This is a genomic window from Lutibacter sp. (genome assembly GCF_013139515.1).
In the GTDB taxonomy this organism is placed as follows: domain Bacteria; phylum Bacteroidota; class Bacteroidia; order Flavobacteriales; family Flavobacteriaceae; genus Lutibacter.
The window spans coordinates 1-5,634 of sequence record NZ_WTAR01000021.1; the positions used below are offsets into that span (position 1 = coordinate 1).

Annotated in this window: 3 protein-coding genes; all 3 read right to left on the minus strand. The window is 31.1% G+C overall.

Going from position 1 to position 5,634, the window contains the following annotated elements:
• Positions 1-14: 14 nt before the first annotated feature.
• A complete protein-coding gene (locus tag GQ540_RS02420; protein WP_291796787.1) occupies positions 15-3,122 on the minus strand; it encodes a TonB-dependent receptor in 3,108 nt (1,035 codons plus the stop codon).
• 361 nt (positions 3,123-3,483) lie between these two features.
• Positions 3,484-4,467 carry a glycosyl hydrolase gene (locus tag GQ540_RS02425; protein ID WP_291796791.1) on the minus strand — a complete coding sequence of 328 codons (984 nt, stop codon included), beginning with the start codon at positions 4,465-4,467 and terminating at the stop codon, positions 3,484-3,486.
• 159 nt (positions 4,468-4,626) lie between these two features.
• A partial coding sequence (locus GQ540_RS02430; RefSeq protein WP_291796793.1) for a sodium/solute symporter occupies positions 4,627-5,634 on the minus strand: 1,008 nt, incomplete at its 5' end.

Genomic DNA, 5,634 nt, shown 5'->3' on the forward strand with positions numbered 1-5,634 from the left:
TCATAATTTATGATTTAAAATGTAACATTTATACCCATTGTGTAAACTCGAGGCATTGGATAAGCTGAATTATCAACTCCTAAATTAGTAGCGCTTTTTCCACCTGTATTTACATCAGGATCAAACCCTGAGTAATTTGTAATAGTTAATAGGTTTTGACCACTTACGTATATTTTAGCAGCTGAAATTGCTTTTAATTTTAACTTTGAAACTGGAATATTGTATGTAAAATTAACATTTTGGAGTTTTATATAACTTGCATCTTCAATAGATGACATAGCTCCTGTTCCTCCAATTTTCATAAATTTACCGTCCGGGTTTTCTGGAGTCCATCTATCTAATACATCTCTAGATAAATTATTACGCATATTAGTTACTTGATGTAAATATGATCCGGTACTATTTTTAATATCATTTCCTTGACTACCTTGAATAAATATTGATAAATCAAATGCCTTGTAAGAAAAGTTGTTTGTAAGACCAAAAATAAAATCTGGATTAGGATCTCCAAGTATTACTGCATCTTCTCCAGTAATTTTACCGTCACCAACAGGATTACCATTTGCATCAAAAGCACCTCCTAAATCTGCAAATTTAACATCACCAGGTTCAGCATTTGGCATGATTACCGCTCCATTTTCATCTACATAATTATTAACATCATCCCAATCTCTAAAAATTCCAATTTCTTTTTTACCTCTAAAAACACCTACAGGTAAGCCCACTTTCCATTGGTTTGCTTCATCATCTAAATATGTAATTTTATTTCTGTTAAATGAAATGTTTCCGGATGCTTTCCATTTAAAAGCACCTTCAATAATAGTTGCATTTAAACCTAGCTCAATTCCTTTGTTTTCTAAAGTACCTGCATTTGTTAATGAACTTGCATATCCTGAAATTGGATCTAAGTTTTTAGCCCAAAGTAAATCTTTAGTTAGTTGTTTGTACATATCTATAGATACACTATATCTATTATGAAATAAACCTATATCAATTCCAACATTTGAAGTAGTTGTGTATTCCCAACCTAAATCTGGATTACCCAAAGTACTTGGGTATACCGCTGTTTGAACGGCTTCATTAAAAGGATAGCCACCAATTCCTAAAATTACTTGTGATCTATACAATCCAATATTTGAATTCCCTGTAAGACCATGACTTAATCTTAATTTTAAATCTGAAATTTGATCAATTTTATCTTTCATAAATGATTCTTCTGAAAGTCTCCAAGCAAAAGCTCCTGATGGGAAAAATGCCCATTTGTTTCCTTCAGCTAATTTTGATGAACCATCATAACGGCCGGTGAATGTAAATAAGTATTTTCCTTTGTAGTTGTATTTTGCTCTACTTATCCAAGATTCTAATTGCCATTTGCTTTTCCAAGAAGTTGGTATTCCAGGAGTTTCTGCACTATTAATATTGTTGTATTCTAATGCATCAGAAGGAAAACCTACACCACTAATCCCATTAGATTCAGAAATTTGCCACTCACGTGAATAGCCTCCTAAAAGGTCTATTTTATGTTCTCCAAATGTTTTTTTATAGGTAAATATATTTTCATTGATAAAATGACTAGCAGTGCTATTATCAATTGCCGCTCTACCTCCAACTAAACCTCCACCAATAGTATTGCTCGATTCAAAAAATACTGATTTAACATTTTTAATATCAACACCATAGCTAATTTTAGCATTTAAACCTTTTAAAAGGGTAAGATTTGCAAAAAGAGAACCAACAACTCTGTCATTTGTGTTTCTATTTATAATCTCATTAGCATTTGCAACTGGATTTTCAATTCCCTGTGCGCCCGGAAAGTTATTTGCAGTATAATTACCATTAATATCATAAACTGGTAATACTGGTGACATTTTAATAGCGGCATTAATTGTACCACCACCAGATTCCATATTTGTATTTGTCCCTGAGCCATTTGTTACATTGCGGCTAATATTTAAGTTGTTACCTATAGATAGCCAATCATTTACTTTTACATCTGTATTTACTTTAAATGTACCTCTTGTAAAATCACCACCCAAAATAATACCTTCATGTTTTAAATAATTTCCAGACATACTATATCGTACATCTTCACTACCTCCTGAAATGGATACTTGTTGATTTTGAACAAATCCATCTTTTGTAATTTGATCAATCCAATCTGTACCTTCACCAATAGTTCCTGGCGCTGGAAAATATCTATTATCACCATTATAAACAGGGTTACTACCTGTATTCACTAACCATTCATTAAATATTTCAGCAAACTCGTCTCCGTTTAAGAGATTCAACCCTTTTGTAAATTGTTCATATTTTAAATAACTTGAATATTGTACACGAGTTTTTCCTACTTTTCCTCTTTTTGAAGTAATTAATACAACACCATTTGAACCTCTTGAACCATAAACAGCAGTTGATGATGCATCTTTTAAAATTTCTATTGAAGCAATATCATCTGGATTGAAAGAATTTAATGAGTTTTCATCAACAGGAATTCCATCAACAATATATAATGGTTGTATAGAACTATTAATTGAGTTTCCTCCACGAATAATTACACTTACACTACCTCCAGGTGCTGCTGAAGTTGTTTTTACTTGAACACCTGCTGCACGACCTTGCAATGCTTTGTCAACAGATTGAACAGGCATTTTAGCTATCTCATCTGCTTTCACAGAAGATACAGAACCAGTAAGGTCACTTTTTTTAACAGTACCATATCCAATAACTACAACTTCATCTAACTTAGAAACATCTTCCTGTAAGGTTATATTAACTGTTTTTTTGCCACCTATTACAACCTCTTTAGTTGCAAAACCAATATAACTAAAAACTAGTGTTTGACCTTCATCTACTGCTATTGAGTAATTTCCATCAAAATCGGTTGTTACACCTTTTGCAACTCCTTTAATAGTGATTGCTACACCAGGCAATGGAGTACCTTGCTGATCTGTTACAATTCCTGAAACTTGAGTTTGAGCTACACGAGCTTCCTTTTTAATACCATCATTTCCTTTTAAAGTATCAAAAGATGATGCATTTACTTTAACTAAAGTAACTACCAAAAAAAGGACTAAAACCTTTTTGAGATGGTTTCTTAAATAATAATTTTGTTTGCTTTTCATGTAATAGTTTTTTTAAGTTTAACAAAATTTTCAACAACTATTGTAGATGAAAATTAAGACTTATATTTTGATTTACAATTCAAATATATAAATAAATAATGTATTTTTTACATTTATTAATGTAAAAAACGTAAAAAATACATTTATTAATTTCAGCTTTAGATATTATACTGAAAATAATGCGTAGATATTAATATAACATATAAAGTTGTTAATTTACTTCTAGCCTACTACCTATATAATAAAATTGAATAATTATTTTAAAAAAAGGTAAAAAAAATAAGGATTTTAGTAAGGATTTAGATTTACACCTACTTTAGTTTAAGTTTTATAAAAATTTTAACATACAGCTGTTAATCAGTTATTTATGTGACTTTGTTCTTGGGTAATTATATACATCAATTATCTGTTTTGGTGTATTGTGAGTTTCAGCCCATTTATCCCAAATCATAAACCAAGACCACATAGGTTGTTTGTTAAGAATTTGAGGAGAAGGAACCTCGCCAACTTCACCCAATGCTATTAATTTTCCCTTTCCTAATTTTAGTAAATCATCATGGTGAGTTTGTTTGTAATCATTGTGATAAACATCTGCAGCAAGTACATCTACATAATTTACTCCTGGAAAGTAAAAATCATAATCATAAGCTTCATCATTCTTTTTATCACGTGGGGCATTGGCATTCCATACCCAAATTAAATTATTAAGCTTATGGTAATTTACAAATCTATTGTACATCATTTTCCAAAGTTTAATATAACCATCAGCTCCTTTTTTATCTCCCCACCAAAACCAAGAACCATTCATTTCATGATAAGGTCTCCATAAAATTGGAACATTTGCATTTTGAAGTTTCTTTAGGTGAGAAGCAATTGAATCTACTCTACTTTCCCACTTTTTATTTAGCAAAGTACCTGGCGTTATTAAATCTTTCCATTCCTCTTTGGTTAATTCACCCTGTGTACTATTATTCCAATTAAAAGGTGGATTATCCTGAGGCCTACCTGTGTGCCACATAAGTGTAACAATATAACCTTCACTATTTCTTTTAATAGCTTCTTTTACAATTGAATTGATTGTCTCTTCATTGTAATAACGATTTAAATCAGTTCCCCAAATTAAAGGTAATTTTCCAGTATTACTTTTTACATACGTATGCCATTTACTCAAATGATGACTGTAATTGTGATGACCAGAGATAATATTTTTACCCTTTAGCTCATATAAATCTTTTAATAGCTGCTGAACTTCAAGTGAAGCCTCTTCATTTATAGGCTTGTAACTTTGCTGTGCAAAAATTAATGAAGTCGCTAATACTAGGAAAAAAAATACATGGAATTTCATATTTTAAATCATCTTAAAATTATACTACACTAAATTATAAAAAAATGAATTCTTTATACCTCCTATTTTTGATAATAAGTTTAATCATTTGTAAATTATAAACATAAAAAAAAGAGCTGATTTTCACCAGCTCCCTTTCCAAAATACATAAACACTCAATTATTTCCAGAATAACGAATACAATACCACTAAAATTAACATCACTGCAAACGACCCAATATTAAATAATGGACTTGTTTTAAATAATGTTTTAGAGATTGTAATTCCTTTTTCATCTTCTTTTCCTTTGTTTTGAAGTAAACTTACAATTGCTATCACTATCATAGTAAGCACTGCAGTATACCCCATTTGATCCATCCAAGGTAAATCAACAAAAATTGAACTTGTAGACCAACCTTTTGGTGCAACTTTAAAATACATTGCTATTGGTATTGAAACCAAAGCACCAACAATTGCACCTTTGTTTGTCGTTTTTTTCCAGAATAAACCTAACATAAATACGGCTAAAATACCAGGACTTACAACTCCTGTATATTCTTGTATAAATTGAAAAGCTTGGTCTATACCTCCTAATAGCGGAGCTGTAATACTTGCAATTATTAATGCAACTGCAGCTGATATTCTTCCTGTATTAACAGTTGCTTTATCACTTGCATTTTTATTGATATATTGTTTGTAAATATCCATTGTAAAAATGGTTGATGTTGAATTAAGCATTGAAGCTAACGATGAAACTATAGCTGCAGTTAATGCGGCAAACGCAACACCTTTTAATCCTGTTGGTAAAAATTGTAACAACCAAGGGTACGCTTTATCAGCTTGCTCTAACGAAGGTAAGTTTTGCAATCCTGCAGCTCCTAATCTTGCCATAATCTCTGGGTCGTTTACCATTACATATGCTGCAATTCCTGGCACAACAACAATTACAGGAATTATCAACTTTAAAAATGCTGCTAATAAAATACCTTTTTGTGCCTCTTTTAAAGATTTAGCTGCCAATGTACGTTGAATAATATATTGATTGAAACCCCAATAATATAAATTAGCAACCCATAAACCACCAACTAAAACTCCAATACCTGGTAAGTTTTTAAATTCAGGATTCGATTTATCTAAAATCATTGCAAATCTATCTGGAGCTGCATCATACACCGTTTTAATCCCTTC

Bases quoted from the DNA above. Each gene is read 5' to 3' on its own strand.
- GQ540_RS02420 (WP_291796787.1), bottom strand. From the start codon at position 3,122: ATGAAAAGCAAACAAAATTATTATTTAAGAAACCATCTCAAAAAGGTT.
- GQ540_RS02425 (WP_291796791.1), bottom strand. From the start codon at position 4,467: ATGAAATTCCATGTATTTTTTTTCCTAGTATTAGCGACTTCATTAATT.